We start from the raw sequence: 17,830 nt of genomic DNA on the forward strand, positions 1-17,830 counted from the left end.
TCACTATTTTTGCCTTAGGGATTGTAGTGGATACCCCACAGCGAGGAACGAGCGAGAAGTAGGAACGGAAAGCCCGACCGACGAAGGAGGGAACGCCCAAATAATTTAAACATTAATTTTTCTACTACAAAGGAAGTTTTCCCATGTTAGGGGGTATGGTTCTTATCTTATAAAATTAATCAGCAACTAAACTAACGTGAGTTCGAGGTAAAATTCTATCCACAGAAAGTTATATTTGAGAAAATTTCTACTCAAAATCAGATCAAACTGTGAACGAATTTTACCTCGAACTCACGTTAAATTAAGCCCTGATCTTTTAAGGTTTTTTTTAAGTTTTGATGTCGCTTATGAAAGTTTTCTTTCAGGATATCCATGTATTTCTTAAACTCCTTTGTTTTATTGATTTCGTCGAACAAAGGATCATCTTCCAAAAACAGAACAATCCAATAGGGATATTGATTTTGATGCACAAAAAGATAAAGATGCTTAAACGCCTTTTCTGTATTACCTTCCTGCACATAACAGACTGCCAAACTCAAATCTTTATAAATGGATTGATGTGAATATGCAAATTCCTTATACTTATTAAAGAGAATTTTCGCCTCCTCGTATTTGCCCACTTTAGCATATACATGTGCAATTTTAGCATCCTCTCCCTGATAGATGTCTAAATTAGCATCTTCTTTTGCTTTTATAAATTGGCTGTAATACTTGTAAGCTTCCTCGTAATCACGCTGGGAATAACAGATTTTTCCAATCTCCTGAAGAATATCCAATCGTGATTGATCTTTATTCCAAGCCTCGACCACCAAGCTTTTGGTCTCCTTCCAGTCTTTGTTTTTGGCATACAACACATAGGCTCTTAGATATGCCGAGTACAAATTATTGGGATTATACTCCAAAGACCTATTTATGTAGATTTCTGATTCATCAATAAATCCTGATTGAATTAGTGCATTACTAATATGCAGATAGATAAAACTAGTGCTTACAGAATCGTTGGCTGCAATATTTAATTGAATTCCTTTTAAGGCATATTCCAAATACTTCTGAGTATCGGGCATGTAGTTGGCATAAAAATCAGAAAGATAGTTCAAAACATAGGCCGAATTTGGATTGTACTCCAAAGCTTTTTCAAAATAAGGAACAGCAGCCTGTTTATCGTCTTTGGCAACATAAGATAATGCTTTGGCAATTAAACACTGGTAATCTTTGGAGTCAAACAACATGGCTTTATCTGCATCAGCAATAACTTTATCGGTATGCAACTTCTCAGCTTTAAAAATATCGAGATAGTAATAAGCCATGGATCGAAAAGCATAAGCACGTGCAAATTCACTGTCCAATTCAATGGCTTTATTAAGATGTGGAATCGCTTCGGTTAACAACTCCCTTTTTGCTTGTCGCATTAAATCAAGACCTTTTAGGAACTCATCATAAGCTTCAAGATTTTTGGTAGGTATTATATCCATTCGCTTTTCCTCTTCGGGAGTGATGATGGCCTTTACACTACCAGCTATTTTTTTTGCAACTTCCTTTTGCAATTGAAATATGTCCTTGGCCTGTCTATCGTACTGCTCTGCCCACAAGTGTTTATCGTCACTGGCTTTTATCAACTGAATATTCAACAAGATGTGATCGCCAATTTTCTGACCACTTCCCTCAACAAAATAGCTTACATTTAATTCCTTGGCAATTTCGGGAATTGTGAGATTCGAATTTCGATATTTCTCAACCGAAGTTCTGCTAATCACTCTCACGTCTTTGATTTTTTGCAAATGATTTAAAACCGATTCCATCAATCCATTTACAATGTATACATTAGACGAATCTTTACTGTCGTTTTTAAATGGAAGCACAGCGATTGATTTATCTGCCTTTTCAATCCCAAACTGAATAGGTCTCAGAATAAAATAAATGGATACCATCCCAATCAAAAACGCAATTACAATAATTATTGATCCTTTTCGTGGATTTGATTTTTGAGATATACTTTTTAAATGACCCTGTTTTCCAACTTCTCCCGGAGGATATCCATACAATTCCCTAAAGCACTTTATAAAATAAGATGTACTGCTGAATCCAACCTGGTAAGCAATCTCGGAAACATTAAAATTTCCTTCCAATAACATACAGTTCGCATTATTAAGTCTGATTTGACTGATAAACTGACTAACGGAAAGCTTGCATTTCTTTTTTACTTTTCGCAAGAGGTTGGAACGACTCATTCCTATAGCATCAGCCAATTCTGAAACACCGAAAGATTCGTTGGATAAGTTTTCTTCGACAAGCAACTTAAGCTTTAACAGAAACTCATCCTCTTCAAATAATTGTTTGGCCATTATATTGGGGTAAAATTGTCATCAAAATCCAGAAAAAGATACAAATAATATCGACACCATTCATGGATAGGTTCTCTTGGAATTTGCCTCCCATTCGATGGACAAAAAACAGATCATGCATCATAGTTTATACAAATGCGTCATAATTTACACTGAGTAACAAAAGCTTATATTCTTCGATTTTTAAGTGATATGACCTGCATCACGATTTACCAGACCTTTACATCAGATAAATGTTGAATTAAAAATCAGTAAAAATGAAAGCACATAAATTATTAGCATTTGGAGTGTATATCCTATTTGTATTGGCAGTTTATTCATGCGAAAACAAAAAATCAAAATCATCAGACAGTAAAGCAAATACAGCTGAGAAAGTAAAAGCTCCTAAAACTGATATTCATGCAGCCACATTCATGGGTAAGATAAAATTGGTAGAACAGCACATTGCAGCTGGCACGGATTTAAACAGTAAAGAGCCAATTGGTGGATCAACTCCTTTAATCACGGCATGTTTATTTGGTAAAACCGAACTTGCAAAAGCCTTAATTAATGCTGGCGCAGATTTAAATTTAAAGAACAATGATGGTTCTACAGCCCTTCATGTGGCAGCATTCTTTTGCAGAACAGAAATTGTGAAAGCCCTTATTGAAAAAGGTGCGGATCAAAACTTAAAAAACAAAGCAGGCGCAACAGCTTTAGAAAGCGTTTCGGCTCCTTTCGCACAAGTAAAAGGTGTTTACGAATTCTTTAATAAGGAATTGGGGCCTCTTGGATTAAGACTTGATTTTGTAAGAATTGAAGAAGCAAGACCGGAAGTTGCTGAACTATTATCTTGCAAGTAAATTTTCAAATTGAAAGATTCGGGGGAGCAATTGCGCCCTGAAAAAAAACTACAAATCATGACAACAACAGAAAGAAGATATGATATAGATTGGCTAAGAGTCATCACCATTGGATTGTTATTGATCTATCACATTGCCATTGTATTTCAACCTTGGGCTCCTTTTATTGGCTTTATTAAAAGTGAAACATCCATGGAAAGCATCTGGATTCCCATGTCGATGCTGAATATTTGGAGAATTCCATTGCTGTTTTTCGTTTCGGGAATGGGCGTTAGCTTTGCCATGCGAAAAAGATCAGGAGTACAATTGCTTAGAGAACGCAGCATTCGAATTCTAATTCCATTTCTATTTGGAATGTTTTGTATTGTTCCTCTGCACTTTCTTATTTGGAAGAACTATTACAATCAGGATATTACTTACCAAGCTAACCCTAGTCATTTATGGTTTCTGGGAAATATATTTGTCTATGTTTTGATCTTATTGCCCGTATTCCTTTACATGAACAAGAATCATTTCGCCATAAAGAACTGGCTGAATAAATTGTTTAAAACACCATTGGGATTATTCCTAGCAATAATTCCTTTTGTACTGGAAGCCATATTAATGAATCCGAATCCTTTTGAGATGTATGCCATGACTGTGCACGGATTTATTCTGGGATTAATGGCCTTTTTCTTTGGTTTTGTTTTCATCCTGGCCGGAGAAAGTCTGCGAAGAACATTGATTAAATGGAAATGGTTCTTTCTGCTTATGGCACTAGGTTTATATTCTGTTCGTTTGGTGGTTTTCGAATTGCAGTCGCCAAACTATCTGATGGCAATAGAATCGAACATTTGGATATTTGCAGTATTCGGCTTTGCTTTTCAATATCTTAATAAATCCAGTAAAATTTTGGCCTACCTGAGTGAAGCAGCATATCCGGTTTATATTATTCACATGGTGATGTTGTATGGAGCAGCTTACCTGATATTGCCATTGCAAATGCCGGCAATTCTGAATTTTGTTCTTATTAATGTAATCACATTTGCGGGCTGCTTTGTATTGTATGAGTTTGTGATTAAACGAAGTATTATTTTGCGTCCTTTGTTTGGACTTAAGATAAGCGTTAAAAGAAAGGTAGAATTGGAATTGCAAGCCTAGTGTAAAGAATGCTAATTCCCCGAACTAATTTTTTGACCTATTTTCAAAAACTTTAATTCGTTTTATTAACACTCTTCACACTAGAAAAGGTTTATACACTTACGCATTTTTTGCTACACCCTTGATATCCTCACTCTAAGTGAGGTTATCAATTTAAACCTAATTCTCAGCAATATTGGTAATCTCGCCTAAAGTGAGAATACCAAGTTGAGGTGCGTTGCGTTAGGGATTGTAGTGGATACCCCACAGCGAGGAACGAGCGAGGAGTAGGAACGGAAAGCCCGACCGACGAAGGAGGGAACGCCCAAATGTTAGTAACAAAATGAATAAAAAAAGGCTCAGGAAAATCCCGAGCCTTAATCCGCTATAATAAATTTGCTTGTATTAAAACAAGTTTTCCAATAATGAATCCTCAACCAAGTTTGGAAGCGTAACTTTTAAATCAGGGCGACGCTCCATTTCACGTTTGATTGCGAACATGGCCTCATCGTTTCTTGCCCAGCTTCTTCTTGCGATTCCGTTGTTCACATCGTAGAATAACATACTCTTCAATCGAGCATCGGCTTCTGGAGTTCCATCGAGCAGCATACCAAAACCACCATTGATTACTTCTCCCCAACCTACACCACCACCATTGTGGATGGATACCCAGGTTGCACCTCTAAAGCTATCGCCAATTACATTGTGAATGGCCATATCGGCAGTAAACTTACTACCATCGTAAATGTTCGAAGTCTCTCTAAACGGAGAATCGGTACCACTTACATCATGATGATCGCGACCCAAAACAACTGGGCCAATCTTTCCTTCTGCGATTGCATTGTTGAATGCCTCAGCAATTTTTGATCTACCTTCGGCATCGGCATAAAGAATACGAGCCTGAGATCCAACAACCATTTTGTTTTTCTTCGCATCTTTAATCCAGGTAATGTTATCCTGCATTTGCAATTGAATTTCTTCCGGCGACGATTCCATGATTTCCTGCAATACATTCATTGCAATTTCATCGGTCATGTCCAAATCTTCTGGTTTACCTGATGTACAAACCCAACGGAAAGGACCAAATCCGTAATCGAAACACATAGGGCCTAAAATATCCTGAACGTATGATTTGTATCTGAAATCGATACCATTGTCGGCCATGATATCAGCACCTGCTCTTGAGGCTTCCAAAAGGAATGCATTACCGTAATCGAAGAAATAAGTTCCTTTAGCTGTGTGATTGTTAATAGCAGCCGCATGACGACGCAATGAGGCCTGTACTTTTTCCTTGAATACTTCCGGCTCTTCGCGAATCAATCGGTTCGACTCCTCGAAACTTACATCTACCGGATAGTAACCACCTGTCCATGGAATATGAAGAGAAGTTTGGTCGGAACCAACATGAATAAAGATTTCTTCTTTATCGAAACGTTCCCAAACATCAACTACATTACCAATATAAGCGATAGAAACTACTTCGTTATTAGCTTGTGCTTCTCGAACTCGTGCAACTAAGTCTTCCATATTGTCAACCAAAACATCAACCCATCCTTGTTGGTGACGTTTTGTTGCTGCTTTTGGATTTACCTCTGCTGCAATGGTAATACAACCCGAAATGTTACCCGCTTTAGGCTGAGCACCACTCATTCCGCCCAAACCTGCTGTTAAGAAAATCTTACCCGAAGGTGTTTCTCCTTTTTTCAGCATTTTACGGAAAGCGTTCATTACCGTAATGGTAGTACCGTGAACAATTCCCTGAGGGCCGATGTACATGAATGAACCTGCAGTCATCTGACCATATTGTGATACACCCAATGCATTGAATTTTTCCCAATGATCGGGCTTCGAGTAATTTGGAATTACCATACCGTTGGTAACAATTACACGAGGTGCACCTTTCGACGATGGAAACAAACCCATTGGGTGACCCGAATACATGTGCAAAGTTTGTTCATCGGTCATTGTAGCCAAATATTTCATGCAAAGCAGGTACTGCGCCCAGTTTTGGAAAACCGCACCGTTTCCACCATAGGTAATCAATTCCTCGGGATGTTGAGCTACTGCAGGATCCAAGTTGTTTTGCATCATTAACATGATACCAGCTGCTTGTTGAGATTTTGCCGGATACTCTTCGATTGGACGAGCATACATTTTGTATTCAGGCTTAAAGCGATACATATAAATACGACCAAAATCTAATAATTCCTGAGCAAATTCAGGAGCCAATTCAGCATGCCATTCTACTGGAAAGTAACGCAATGCGTTGCGAATTGCCAATTGCTTTTCTTCTACCGATAAAATGTCTTTTCTTTTAGGAGCTCGGTTGGCATCCTTTGGATATTCTTTTTTTGCAGGCAATTCTGCTGGAATTCCCTGTAATATTTGTTCTTGAAATGTCATCATCTTCATCAATTATTTTACGATAAAAGCTCTGTCTTTCACAAACTCAACCATTGTATTGATATCATCTTTCAATACCCGGTCGTCTTCCAATTTGTCAACTTTAGATCTGATGATATCAAAGTTCTTTTCGATGATATCAGATAACCTGTTTGGTCTTCTGAATTCGATTGCCTGAGCAGCATACATCAACTCGATTGCAAAGATTTTTTCAATATTACCCAAAATTTGGTTGAACTTACGTCCTGAGATAGATCCCATAGAAACATGATCTTCTTGTCCTAATGAAGTGGGAACACTATCAGCTGATGGAGGAAAACACAATGATTTGTTTTCTGTTACCAAAGCCGCAGTGGTGTACTGAGGAATCATGAAACCAGAGTTTAATCCACCACTTGAAGTTAACAATCGTGGCAAACCATATTTTCCTTCCAGTAACAAATAACATCTTCTGTCGGCAATATTACCAAGCTCTGATGCTGCCAATGCACAGTAATCAATTGCCATAGCCAATGGTTGACCGTGGAAGTTACCACCCGAAATGGCTTCTGTCTCGCTCAATACGATTGGATTATCGGTAACTGAATTCATTTCGATTTCGGCCATTTCGTTCACGTGAGCAAAAGCATTTCTTGATGCTCCGTGAACCTGAGGAATACAACGCAATGAATAAGGATCCTGAACGCGCTCACAATTGCTGTGAAGTTCAAGATTTTCTGATTCATCCAACAACATGCGCATTCGCTCGGCAACTTTAATATTCCCCGGGAAGGGACGAATAGCATGCAATGCTGATTTATACGGAGCTGCACTACCCATAAATCCTTCCAGGCTCATTGCTCCGGCAACATCTGCCAAGTCAAGCAAATATTCCATTCTGTGCAGACCTTTAATGGTATGCGCCAAAATAAACTGCGTACCATTAATCAATCCCAAACCTTCTTTAGCCGCAAGACTAATTGGCTCTAGACCATGCTGTGCCAACACCTCTTTGGCAGGATGAATTTCATCGTTCACCCAAAATTCACCTTCACCCAACAATGGCAAGAAAAGGTGCGACAATGGCGCCAAGTCGCCCGATGCACCAACAGAACCTTGTTCAGGAACAACAGGCAAAATATCATTTTCAATAAATAATAGAATGCGTTCGATAACTTCTAAACGAACACCTGAGAACCCTTGCGACAAAGCATGAACTTTACAAATCATCATGATTTTCGACAACTCCTTGTCAATTGGATTACCAACACCTACGGCATGAGTAATGATCAAATTTTCCTGAAGCTTACTGGTTTCTTCCGGAGAAATTTGAGTATCGCAAAGAGGTCCAAATCCCGTGTTTACACCGTAAATTGCTTTATCTGAATTCGCCATAGTCTCAACCTTAGCTCTGCATTCATTTACTTTAGCAATAGCTTCTTCGGTTAAGACAGCTTTTAGCTCTCCACGAGCAATCTGTATTGTTTTATCAACTGTTAGTCGATCTATCCCGTATTTAAACATTGTTTAAGTATTTTATGTCGTTTATTCTAAACCAGTCAGTTTTATTTATTGCAAATGTATAGGCTATTTTAATGCCCAACAAGACTAGTTTTATCAAGATATAATAACCCAGAGTTATCAATTAACGGTTGATAGTGGATAATGAGCAATGGGTAATGAATAAGGAATAATAGAGAATGTGAATTGAGAGTTAAAATTTTAATTGGAAAGTATAATCAGTGCCTAAAATACTTAAAATGCCTTAAGTGCTTCGAGTTTCATCATGCATTGGCATTCTACTAATAATTTAAAAGGCTCAACTTGCTATCCAAAATGGTATAAAGTAATGATTCGATGATTTTGTTTCATTCCATTTAAAACCCAAAAGCTTAACATAGTCTTTGCAAGCAAACATTGGTGTCCACAAAACATTAAAGGAGTGTTTGCCCGCTTGCAATGGGCACAAAACAGTTTTCCTGCGTTGTTTGCAAGCTTGCGAATTATACATTGTGTTTGTTGAAATGATGTTTGCAAGCGTGCATGCCATGCATTATTTTTTTCCTGAACCCTTTGCATGCTTGCAAAAAGTACTTTATTCTTTTTATTATATCCATTGCAAGCGTGCAAACTACGCATTAATTTGTTGAGCTATGCAATGCATGCATGTTTTGCTTGCTTCATCGTTTTTTTATTCGATTTGTTGATTTTCATTCCTGTATTCTTCCTTTCTGTTTAGTTTTTGCAATGATGTAGATGGAGATCCGTGCAGAAAAAAGAAGTTTTGCGATGCATTAAATTGTTCCTGATTTTGAATTAGCATGATTCTATTGATTGCAGAGACTAGCATTTCTGCAATTGCCCAACATTTGCGGCTTGCTTATACCGAGCATGACTGTAAAACCTTGTTACAATTGGTTATAGCCTGGTATTTACAGCTTGCCTATAGTTGGAGCATGACTGAACAAAAAAACCTGCCAGAAAACTGGCAGGTTCAACAACAACATAGTAATTCACTAATTAAATTTTAGCATTCACCATATCAACAATTTCTTTTTCGTAAGCCTCTGCTTTGTCTACAATCGCCTGTCCTTTAGCGATGATATCCTCAGCCCAGGCTTTATCAGTAAGATCGGCAGCATTGATCTTCACATTCATGAATGCACCAATTACACCCGAACGAGCAGCCAAGGCTCCTACTCCGGCATCGGTAACCGAGTTAGGGTTTCCTATTTCGGCCATTGCTTTGCAAACATCCATACAGCCTAAACAAAGCTCCATGGTTTGGAAAGGAACCATAGTTGCAAACTTGGTAGCCTCCTCCATTGCTTCGGCACGAGCAGTTTTTTCTTCTTCGCTTCCTTTTGGCATACGAACTGCATCCATAATTTTGTTGAATGCATTGGTATCTTCATCAACCAAGCAAGTTAGTTTGGTATGATATTCTTTTCCTTTTTCAGCCCAATCCGAGAACTCTTCCCAACGCTCATCCCAACCTGGTTTGTGAGCCGATAGGTTGGCAACCATTGAACCCAATGCAGCACCCATAGCACCCATATAAGCAGAGATTGATCCTCCACCCGGAGCCATAGATTCAGAAGCAGTTTCCTCTACAAATTCAGTCAGGTTCATGTCCACCAATTTCTTCTGCCCCTTTTTGGCTTCGTTCTCTAAAATGTATTCAATGATTTTCTTGTCGGCATCGAATGGGTACAATTCATCTAATCCTAAAGATTTTACGGCAATCTTAATGATTTCACGATCAGCAATACCAGTAGAACGCCCTTGCATGCGCAGGTAATGCTTACCTGCATCCAACATTGCTTTTAAAGGCACAACACCAACCAACTCAGAACCTGTTACACGAATACCGCGCGCCTGAGCCTTAGCACATACCTCATCAAATGCTTTGTGGATTGAAGTTACCGAGATATCAGTCATGTTCATTGAAATCTGAGCCACTCCAAATTCCTCAATAAACCATCCAATTGCCTTGGTAGCTTTCAAAGTACCCGGAATCATAACTGGTTTACCCTTTTCGTCTTTCACAATTTTACCTGTAATCGGATGTCCTTCACGCTTGGTACGACCACGCTCACGAACGTCGAATGCAATGGCATTTGCACGACGTGTAGAAGTGGTATTCAAGTTGAAGTTATAAGCAATTAGGAAATTACGAGCACCAACGGCAGTAACACCACTTTTTGCAACAGAATCAGTAAAAGCAGCAGGACCAAAATCCGGTTTCCACTCTTCTGTTCCGATTCTTTCTTTAACAGCTTCGTACTCCCCTTCGCGACAAACAGCCAGGTTCTTGCGATCGGCCTTACGAGCAGCATGTTCGTAACAGTACACCGGTACGCCAGCCTCTTCACCAATTCGTTGAGCCAATTTGTGGGCATACTCAACTGTTTCTTCCATTGTAATGTTGGCAACAGGAACCAAAGGACAAACATCGGTAGCACCAAAACGAGGGTGAGCACCGGTGTGCTTGCTCATATCAATCAATTCAGCTGCTTTTTTCACAGCACGAAAAGCGGCTTCACAAACCTCGTCAGGAGTACCTACCATGGTAACAACAGTACGGTTGGTAGCTTTTCCCGGATCAACGTCAATCAGGCTAACGCCTTCTACAGATTCAATTTCGTTCGTAATCTGTTTAATGATATTCATGTCGTTCCCTTCAGAAAAATTGGGAACACATTCGATTAATTGCTTCATATTGATTTAGATCTAAATTTGTTGCTTAAATTTTCCTATTTACTTTTGTCGAGTAATCGTAATAGAATTTCTAATTGTGTAAAGTTATCACTAAGTTTGATACCTAACAATACTATTTAATTTAGGGATTCATAACTATGGGTTATCAAACAGAGTTTAGGCATTTCAGATATTTTTTGGCATTGGCCGAGGACCTGCATTTTAGAAAAGCTTCGGAACGATTGTTTATTTCGCAGCCCGGATTGAGCAGACAGATTAAGCAAATGGAGGAAGCATTGGGGGTTAATCTGTTCGAAAGGCACAACAGAAAAGTGAAGTTGACCAAAGCTGGCGAATACATGCAACGAGAGTTGATCAATAACTTTCAGCGTTTGGATGATATCATTTCGCATGCCAAATTGCTAAACGATGGTATGGATGGTAATTTAAAATTGGGTTATGTGGGATCGGCCATGCAAAGGGTAATTCCGGATCTTCTGCTGAAGTTTAAAGAAGTACATCCAAATGTTCTGTTCGATATCAACGAAATGGACAATAACAAACAAATTAAGGCATTGTTGAAACAGGAAATTGATGTTGGTTTTGTGCGAATGGAACGTGTGCCAAGAGGTTTAAACATCTTTCCTCTTTTCGAAGATACTTTCTCACTGGTTTTACCTGCACATCACAAAGTAGATGCAAGCAATTTTAAAGGTTTATCACAATTTAAAGATGAACCTTTCATCCTGTTTGATTCCTCATACAGTCAGTCTTACTACGAAAAAGTAATGCAAATTTTCGATGATGCAGGTTTCTCTCCGCTTATCTCGCACAACACAGTTAATGCAAGTTCAATTTTTAGGCTGATCGAAAACAATTTTGGTGTATCCTTGGTTCCTACCTCATTAAAATTGGGCTTTGATATGAAAATCAAGTTCATCGAATTGGATGAAATTCCACAGCGAACTACCTTAAAATTAATATGGAATTCGGTGAATACAAATCCGCTGCTACAGAACTTCCTGAACATTGCTGAAGAAGTTGATTTTTAAATGCGAAATCACAAATAGCACAAATTAAAAATTGAGTTTAGAAGTATATTTCCGCTCAACTATCGCAAAATCTTCTCCATTTTCCTTCCTTTTGCCAATTCATCCACCAACTTGTCCAAATACCGCACCTGTTTGGTCAAAGGGGTTTCTATTTCCTCGATACGATATCCACAAATTACTCCTTTAATTAAATGCGCATTGGGGTTTAAAGTAGCTCTCTCAAAAAATGTTTTGAAGCTTACTTTTTGCTCAATCAGTTCCTGTAATTTCTTTGCATCAAATCCTGTTAACCATTCAATTACTTGATGCAATTCATCTATCGTTCTACCCTTTTTCTCCACTTTCGTGATATAGTGAGGATATACCGCAGCAAATGTCATTTCTGCAATTCTTTTATCATGTTCCGGTGTTGTTGTCATAGTTTTTACAATTATGGAATAGGTATCTTAACGTGAGTTCGATGTAAAATTCGTTCACAGTTTGATCTGATTTTGAGTAGAAATTTTCTCAAATTTTCGAAGGAATATCGGGATATTTCAAGAAGATTTGAGGAAATTTATGCCGAAAGCAGGCAAACACATAATGGAAAGTTCTCTTTACGACATCTTCACATTAAAAATTCCTCTAAATAGCCCGCTATTCTTTCCAAATTTTTAATGCAAATCTATCCCAAATAGAACTTTCTGTGGATAGAATGTTACGTCGAACTCACGTTATCTTAGTATTTGGCATAATCACACCACAAAAAGCACCCTTAATAATAGGGTATTTTCACCATTTTCTCATCCACGACTTTTGATTTTTTCCCGTAGCAATTCTGTTGCAAGAAGTATAAAGAAGTATACTGCACTGGTTGAAAAAATCTTATAAAATAAAAGCTGAGCAATTTACTCAGCTTTCCATTTTAGTTTTTTATCTAATTATCCTTCTGCCACCTCAATTCATTGCCAATAATAGTAGCAATAGTAAAGATTATTGCAGTAAGGAATAAACGCTATCCTCGATATCGAGTTAATAACTTATTTTGGAGAATATGGAAGGTGTGATCCATGTAAAATAATGCGAAGTTTTCCATTACTATCTTTTGTATAAGCAAAAGTGTATTCAACTTTAACCTCGTCACCTCCTCCGGCAGGGGTGAAAAAATAGTTACCCATAGCAATCGCCATGTTTCCTTCTGTTTTTATACCTGTACTCTCCCATCTTACATTAGTCCAAGGCTTAATTGCAAAACCATGGTCTTCCGGATAGTTTTCGTTATGACCTACAAAATATGAAAGTGCACCTTCTTCGGTAGTTCGGAACTGCTTTTCGGCCGCTAATGTTGGCTTAAACAATACCGTTCCAAGGTTATATCCATATAAATCAGCAATATGTTTTTTTGCTGCGGCCTTATAATCACCTTTTTCGGAATAAACTTTTCCAATCTTAACGATTCCTTCTCCCCAAATTTTTTGAACTTCTAAAACTTCTTGTTCTGATATTGTATGTGCTTTAGATTCCTTTACCATTTCTGATTTCTTTGTTTCATGTTGATCTTTTTTCTCAAGATTGTTGCAAGACACGAAGCATGTTGCGGCTATCACAATGGCTACTAAACTAATTTTTTGTTTCATTTTAATCATTTTTGCTAAGACATTAATAAATTAATAATTGATTTAAATTGTAATTATCTTCTAGCCATTACTGACTAACATAAAAACTAATCCTTGATTCTCAATAATTTACAACTACACCAAATTTATAATTTTTCTTTAATTTTCCAAACAGATTTTGCCTTCAGCGTGAAAAATTAGTAATTAGTTTTTATACAGAAAACATCCCTTTTAAGAGGTTCGTTTGTGATTCTGATTCGAAAAAAGACCATTTCCAAAATGCCAATATCCTGGATATTAATACCAGCATGAATTGCTGCTAAACAAATAATCCATTAAGCCATACTCACAAATCAATATGGATCATCGATTAGGTAGAGCATTCATTTTGAGCAATGTCTACTAAATGAGTGCAAAATTGTGATGGATTATATTTTTAGCTTCTCTAAAGCACATCAACAAAGTAATCCCACCAAAAAAGTCCGGACGACAATTTTCCTTTTCTAATATTCGATTCTTTTAAAATAACAGAAGCTTCCTCTTTTGTGTAGGCGGTCTTAAGCTTATTAATAAAATAGGCTAAAAATCCCCTGCGCAAATCTGTAATTAGAATGACACCATTCGTTTTTACCACTCTATCAATTTCATTTAACATTTGAGTTGGGTGCTCCACAATATGAAGCAAGAAAGAATTTATCACAACATCAAATGAACTGTTTTCAAATTTTAAGTTGTGAGCATTGCCTTTTAAAAGTGTTATTTGATCTTTTAAATTTTCTTCCACTATAATTTTATTGCCAATATCAAGCAGGGGGTCTGCCAAATCAAGCCCAACAATTTTTGCTTTAGGGAAGGCTTTTGCAATTTCTACTGCAACAGCGGCAAATCCACATCCAACATCTAAAATTGTTCCTTCATTAAACCCAATAGTTTTAAGATGGTTTGCCAAACGTTTTCCAACTTTTTTTATATTTCTTCTATTGCGTTTGTAATAACCTTCAGCCCACTCTTTGTCTTCAAAGACTCTTGGGTGAAAAAGTGCAATTTGTTTCATCTGTTTATAATTTTTTGCGTTTGCCAGATGGAAGTCACAAGATCGAAATAAGCATTAGCGTGTGTATTTAATAATTAACGTGAGTTCGACGTAAAATTCTATCCACAAAAAGCTAAAATCAAGAAGTGGATTCAAAATGTAAAAGACTCCTGAACTTAGAATCAATATCATTATTTTACTGATCACAACAATTATTTCACAGTTTTCTTCATAATCCCGATATAAGACCAATTCATATCTCTCAATTTCATCGCTTTATCTAACTTAGCTTGGGTTTCTGCATCAACATTAAACACCTCGTTTCTTCCGTAAGAGTCAAAATAATGCAGGTAACCATCAAACATATCAAAAGTCATGTGAGTCATGCGCACACTACTCCCCGAAGGCATTAATACTCTGGCCAAACTCCAATGACTCAAGGTTTTTGCATCGACCCTTTTCTGGTGAATGGGCAAGAAAAGCTCTTCTTCAGCTTTCTCGTATTCATCTAACTTACCTTCCAAAGCCTCCATAAAGTTCATTCTCATAACGGTTCCCACGTCCATTTTAAATTCATCTTTGGTAGCAGCCACCACTTTCATAAAAATACGTTTACTTAATTCTCTCGATTTAACCGTTTCCTTCAATTCTAGCTTTAAATCCTCATCCGACATTTCAGGATAAGCCTTTTTGGCTGCAGCAAAAGTGTCTCCATTAGCCATAGCCTTAACCGGATCATCATAAATCGTCACTGTTAAATACTGATATCCTTGTTCACTACCTCCCGGTTTTAACGACCAAAGATCCCAACCTAATATCTCTCCATTTTTTAAACGCTGTTCATGAATTTTCTCAAAAAAAGTTTCTGTTTCCCAATAATCATTTTCCATATCATCGGCAACCTTCATAAAATCAAAAACCAGGAACCTCTCCTGCTGTGCCATGCCAACACTGCATAACAAAGCAAACGTAACCAATAGCAATAATTTTTTCATTTCAGCAAGTATTAAGTGAATAACACTCAAGTTACAGCTTTTAACACCTGGAAACAATTCGAATTTGCAAAAGCCATAGAATATCAGCAAAGTAAAAAAAGCAGAATTTCGAACCGTAAGCATTAATTATTTCTATTAAGCATATGAGCTCATTTTAAAAAAACTTGACCTAAATTTTAAATTAACAAAGCATATTAATTGTATCTTTAAAAGTGTTTCGCACCATAAATAAAATCCAAACGTTAAAAATTAATGATGATTTATCAACCAGAAATTGTTAAAGGCGACCCATATCTAAAACCATTTCAAGCAGTTATTGAGAAACGGTTGGCAAAAGTTTCAAGCAAACAGAAAGAATTATCGGAAAGCAAACTCTCTAATTTTGCCAATGGCCACAACTATTATGGCCTTCACGACATAGATGGGAAATGGATTTTTAGAGAGTGGGCTCCTAATGCTACACAAATTTATTTAATTGGTGATTTTAACAATTGGACTGAATCCAACGAATTTGAGTTCGAAAAAATTGAAAATGGTAATTTCGAACTAATCATCGATAAAAATAAGATTCTCAATCAGTCACTTTACAAACTATCTGTTCGTTGGAATGGCGGACAAGGCGAACGAATTCCGGTATGGGCCAACAGAGTGGTTCAGGACGAAGAAACAAAACTATTCTCTGCCCAGGTTTGGCACCCCGAAAATCAATTTAATTGGGAGAACGATCACAAAAGAAGAAAGGTAGAACATCCACTGATTTACGAAGCCCATATTGGCATGGGAACCGAAAAGGAACAGGTTGGCACTTACAGCGAATTCCGCAAAAATGTTCTTCCACGCATTAAAAAGGCGGGCTATAATGTTATTCAGTTAATGGCAATACAAGAGCATCCGTATTACGGATCTTTTGGTTACCACGTTTCCAGTTTATTTGCTGCTTCTTCTCGTTTTGGAAACCCAGAAGAACTGAAGCTTTTAATTGATGAAGCTCACAGCATGGGCATTATGGTAATTATGGATTTGGTGCACTCCCACGCCGTAAAAAATGAATTAGAAGGTTTGGGCTTGTTCGACGGATCGCCACACCAGTTTTTTCATGCCGATGAAAGAAGAGAGCATGTAGCCTGGGATTCTCTTTGCTTCAATTATGGCAAAAATGAAGTTCTACACCTTTTGCTATCTAATATTAAATATTGGTTGGAAGAATATCATTTCGATGGATACCGCTTTGATGGGGTAACCAGTATGTTGTATTACGATCATGGCTTATCGCGTGATTTTACTGGATATGATATGTATTTTGATGGCGGACAGGATGAAGATGCCATTTGCTACTTAAGCCTTGCCAACAAATTAATGAAAGAAATCAATCCAAACTCCATAAGCATAGCCGAAGAAATGAGCGGATATCCAGGTTTGGCAAGTCCTATTCATATGGGTGGCGTGGGGTTCGATTATCGTCTTGCAATGGGTATTCCTGATTATTGGATCAAGCTCATAAAAGAAAAAAACGACGAGGATTGGAATGTAGGAAATATCTTCTACGAACTATCTAATAAAAGATTGGAAGAAAAAACAATTGGTTATACCGAATCGCACGACCAAGCATTGGTTGGTGATAAAACAATTGTATTCCGCCTAATTGATAAGGAAATGTATTGGAGCATGGACAAACAAAGTGAAAGCTTAGTGGTTGATCGTGGAATTGCTCTGCACAAAATAATTCGATTGATGACATTCTGCTGTGCCGGCAATGGCTACCTTAATTTCATGGGCAATGAATTTGGCCATCCCGAATGGATCGATTTTCCAAGAGAAGGCAACAATTGGTCCTACAAACATGCACGCAGACAATGGAGTTTGCTTGACAATTCGGAATTGCGATTTGAACATTTGAATGCATTCGACCAACAGATGATTGCTCTGCAAAACAATTATCATTTTCTTGAAGATTCATTTATAAATTGCTTAGCTGCAAATGAGAATGATCAAGTTTTGGCCATTCAAAGAAAGGATTTGCTTTTTGTATTCAATCTTAATCCAAGTGAATCTTTTACCTATTATGGAATTCCCGTAGAAGCAGGTAAATTCGAAATTGTGCTTACATCAGATTCTTCTAAATTTGGAGGTTTCAATCGTGTAGACGATCAGCAAACCTACTTCTCAAAACCTGATGCGCAATTGTCAAAAAAACATCGGCTTTACTTGTATCTTCCAAGTAGAACTTCCTTGGTTTTGAAGCACATTCCACCTAAAAGTATTTTTTAAAT

General features: G+C 37.5%; 13 protein-coding genes. 4 read left to right on the forward strand and 9 right to left on the reverse strand.

What is annotated here, in order from left to right; all coding sequences use genetic code 11:
• Positions 1-296 precede the first annotated feature (296 nt).
• Positions 297-2,342 (reverse strand): helix-turn-helix domain-containing protein, encoded by a 2,046-nt coding sequence (locus ACO05S_RS00310; RefSeq protein ID WP_421919559.1) that lies wholly within the window; start codon positions 2,340-2,342, stop codon positions 297-299.
• Positions 2,343-2,599: 257 nt separating this feature from the next.
• On the opposite strand from ACO05S_RS00310, the gene ACO05S_RS00315 reads away from it, so the two are divergent.
• On the forward strand, positions 2,600-3,184 hold the full coding sequence (locus ACO05S_RS00315) for an ankyrin repeat domain-containing protein (protein WP_421919560.1): 585 nt from the start codon (positions 2,600-2,602) through the stop codon (positions 3,182-3,184).
• Positions 3,185-3,241: 57 nt separating this feature from the next.
• Positions 3,242-4,324 (forward strand): acyltransferase family protein, encoded by a 1,083-nt coding sequence (locus tag ACO05S_RS00320; protein WP_421919561.1) that lies wholly within the window; start codon positions 3,242-3,244, stop codon positions 4,322-4,324.
• 384 nt (positions 4,325-4,708) lie between these two features.
• Here the strand turns inward: ACO05S_RS00320 and ACO05S_RS00325 are convergent, their stop codons facing one another.
• The 4 genes from ACO05S_RS00325 to ftcD all read right to left on the reverse strand — a co-directional run bounded on the left by ACO05S_RS00325 (position 4,709) and on the right by ftcD (position 10,906).
• Entirely contained in the window at positions 4,709-6,709 is a 2,001-nt protein-coding gene (locus ACO05S_RS00325; protein WP_421919562.1) for a urocanate hydratase, read from the reverse strand.
• 9 nt (positions 6,710-6,718) lie between these two features.
• Entirely contained in the window at positions 6,719-8,209 is a 1,491-nt protein-coding gene (gene hutH, locus ACO05S_RS00330) for a histidine ammonia-lyase (protein WP_421919563.1), read from the reverse strand.
• Positions 8,210-8,876: 667 nt separating this feature from the next.
• Positions 8,877-9,008: a hypothetical protein gene (locus ACO05S_RS00335; RefSeq protein WP_421919564.1), complete on the reverse strand. Its 132-nt coding sequence runs from the start codon at positions 9,006-9,008 to the stop codon at positions 8,877-8,879.
• 197 nt (positions 9,009-9,205) lie between these two features.
• Positions 9,206-10,906, reverse strand: a complete 1,701-nt coding sequence (gene ftcD / locus ACO05S_RS00340) for a glutamate formimidoyltransferase (RefSeq protein ID WP_421919565.1) — start codon at positions 10,904-10,906, stop codon at positions 9,206-9,208.
• Between the two features lie 137 nt (positions 10,907-11,043).
• On the opposite strand from ftcD, the gene ACO05S_RS00345 reads away from it, so the two are divergent.
• Entirely contained in the window at positions 11,044-11,937 is an 894-nt protein-coding gene (locus tag ACO05S_RS00345; RefSeq protein ID WP_421919566.1) for a LysR family transcriptional regulator, read from the forward strand.
• A 59-nt stretch (positions 11,938-11,996) separates the two neighbouring features.
• On the opposite strand, the gene ACO05S_RS00350 is transcribed toward ACO05S_RS00345, so the two are convergent.
• The 4 genes from ACO05S_RS00350 to ACO05S_RS00365 all read right to left on the reverse strand — a co-directional run bounded on the left by ACO05S_RS00350 (position 11,997) and on the right by ACO05S_RS00365 (position 15,560).
• Positions 11,997-12,356, reverse strand: coding sequence for a DUF2200 domain-containing protein (locus ACO05S_RS00350; protein ID WP_421919567.1), 360 nt, complete (start codon positions 12,354-12,356; stop codon positions 11,997-11,999).
• A 600-nt stretch (positions 12,357-12,956) separates the two neighbouring features.
• Positions 12,957-13,553 (reverse strand): phosphoribosyl-AMP cyclohydrolase, encoded by a 597-nt coding sequence (locus tag ACO05S_RS00355; protein ID WP_421919568.1) that lies wholly within the window; start codon positions 13,551-13,553, stop codon positions 12,957-12,959.
• A 424-nt stretch (positions 13,554-13,977) separates the two neighbouring features.
• Positions 13,978-14,586: a class I SAM-dependent methyltransferase gene (locus ACO05S_RS00360; RefSeq protein ID WP_421919569.1), complete on the reverse strand. Its 609-nt coding sequence runs from the start codon at positions 14,584-14,586 to the stop codon at positions 13,978-13,980.
• A gap of 191 nt (positions 14,587-14,777) precedes the next feature.
• Positions 14,778-15,560: a hypothetical protein gene (locus tag ACO05S_RS00365; RefSeq protein ID WP_421919570.1), complete on the reverse strand. Its 783-nt coding sequence runs from the start codon at positions 15,558-15,560 to the stop codon at positions 14,778-14,780.
• Positions 15,561-15,812: 252 nt separating this feature from the next.
• On the opposite strand from ACO05S_RS00365, the gene ACO05S_RS00370 reads away from it, so the two are divergent.
• Entirely contained in the window at positions 15,813-17,828 is a 2,016-nt protein-coding gene (locus tag ACO05S_RS00370; RefSeq protein ID WP_421919571.1) for an alpha amylase C-terminal domain-containing protein, read from the forward strand.
• The last annotated feature ends 2 nt before the right edge of the window (positions 17,829-17,830 follow it).

The organism is Marinifilum sp. (assembly GCF_965230805.1).
GTDB lineage: Bacteria > Bacteroidota > Bacteroidia > Bacteroidales > Marinifilaceae > Marinifilum.

Excerpts from the sequence above, each read along its gene's own strand:
- ACO05S_RS00310 (WP_421919559.1), bottom strand. The coding sequence starts at position 2,342 with ATGGCCAAACAATTATTTGAAGAGGATGAGTTTCTGTTAAAGCTTAAG.
- ACO05S_RS00315 (WP_421919560.1), top strand. The coding sequence starts at position 2,600 with ATGAAAGCACATAAATTATTAGCATTTGGAGTGTATATCCTATTTGTA.
- ACO05S_RS00320 (WP_421919561.1), top strand. The coding sequence starts at position 3,242 with ATGACAACAACAGAAAGAAGATATGATATAGATTGGCTAAGAGTCATC.
- ACO05S_RS00325 (WP_421919562.1), bottom strand. The coding sequence starts at position 6,709 with ATGATGACATTTCAAGAACAAATATTACAGGGAATTCCAGCAGAATTG.
- hutH (WP_421919563.1), bottom strand. The coding sequence starts at position 8,209 with ATGTTTAAATACGGGATAGATCGACTAACAGTTGATAAAACAATACAG.
- ACO05S_RS00335 (WP_421919564.1), bottom strand. The coding sequence starts at position 9,008 with ATGCTAATTCAAAATCAGGAACAATTTAATGCATCGCAAAACTTCTTT.
- ftcD (WP_421919565.1), bottom strand. The coding sequence starts at position 10,906 with ATGAAGCAATTAATCGAATGTGTTCCCAATTTTTCTGAAGGGAACGAC.
- ACO05S_RS00345 (WP_421919566.1), top strand. The coding sequence starts at position 11,044 with ATGGGTTATCAAACAGAGTTTAGGCATTTCAGATATTTTTTGGCATTG.
- ACO05S_RS00350 (WP_421919567.1), bottom strand. The coding sequence starts at position 12,356 with ATGACAACAACACCGGAACATGATAAAAGAATTGCAGAAATGACATTT.
- ACO05S_RS00355 (WP_421919568.1), bottom strand. The coding sequence starts at position 13,553 with ATGAAACAAAAAATTAGTTTAGTAGCCATTGTGATAGCCGCAACATGC.
- ACO05S_RS00360 (WP_421919569.1), bottom strand. The coding sequence starts at position 14,586 with ATGAAACAAATTGCACTTTTTCACCCAAGAGTCTTTGAAGACAAAGAG.
- ACO05S_RS00365 (WP_421919570.1), bottom strand. The coding sequence starts at position 15,560 with ATGAAAAAATTATTGCTATTGGTTACGTTTGCTTTGTTATGCAGTGTT.
- ACO05S_RS00370 (WP_421919571.1), top strand. The coding sequence starts at position 15,813 with ATGATGATTTATCAACCAGAAATTGTTAAAGGCGACCCATATCTAAAA.